General features: G+C 72.4%; 1 rRNA gene and 1 pseudogene. One reads left to right on the top strand and one right to left on the bottom strand.

The features are described 5' to 3' along the window. A pseudogene (locus ACIQUT_RS35475) lies at positions 1 to 782 on the top strand (hypothetical protein); the annotation flags it as partial. Positions 783 to 841: 59 nt separating this feature from the next. On the opposite strand, the gene rrf reads toward ACIQUT_RS35475, so the two are convergent. Further along, positions 842 to 932 (bottom strand): 5S ribosomal RNA (gene rrf / locus ACIQUT_RS35470); the annotation flags it as partial.

Genomic DNA, 932 nt, shown 5'->3' with positions numbered 1-932 from the left:
CGCTCGTCGTCACGGCGCGGGTACGAGGGACGCTCACCACGGTCATCCCGACGGAACGACGGACGCTCGCCCCGGTCGTCACGGCGCGGGTAGGACGGACGGTCCTCACGGCGCCCGTACGACGGACGGTCGTCACGACGCTCGTCACGGCGGAACCCACCGCGCTCGTCGTCACGGCGCGGGTACGAGGGACGCTCACCACGGTCATCCCGACGGAACGACGGACGCTCGCCCCGGTCGTCACGGCGCGGGTAGGAGGGACGCTCGCCGCGGTCGTCGCGGCGGAAGGACGGACGCTCGTCGTCGCGGCGGAAGCCGCCACCGTACGGACGGTCGCCCCGGTCGTCACGGCGGAACGGCGGGCGGTCGCCGCCGCGGTCGTCACGGCCCCCGCGGTAGCCACCCCGGTCACCGCCACGGTCGCCGCCGCGGTCGCCGCCGGCGGGGCGGCCGTAACGGTCGTCGTCGCGGCGCCCGTAGGAGGGACGGTCGCCGCGGTCGTCACGGCGGAACGGCGGGCGGTCGCCGCCGCGGTCGTCGCGACGGAAGCCGCCACCGCCGGACGGGCGGCCACCGCGGTCGTCGCGACGGAACGGACGGTCGCCGCCACGGTCGTCACGGCCCCCGCGGTAGCCACCCCGGTCACCGCCGTCGTTGCGACGGGGCTCGCGCTCCGGACGGTCGTCGGGAGAGTTGGACATGGGTGTGACTCCTGTCTTCGGGGTACCGCTAGTCATTCTCGCGCAACCGAACCGTGGCCGCGCTTCGGCGTAAAGAGGTGAAAAACAAAAAAGGACCCTTGGTCCAGCGTTGAACGCTGGACCAAGGGTCCTGAAAGATTGTTCGGCGGCGTCCTACTCTCCCACAGGGTCCCCCCTGCAGTACCATCGGCGCTGAAAGGCTTAGCTTCCGGGTTCGGAATGTAACCGGGC

Origin of the sequence: Streptomyces sp. NPDC090445, from assembly GCF_044769385.1 — a bacterium.
Classification (GTDB): Bacteria; Actinomycetota; Actinomycetes; order Streptomycetales; family Streptomycetaceae; genus Streptomyces.
This window is presented reverse-complemented; position numbering and strand designations above follow the sequence as displayed.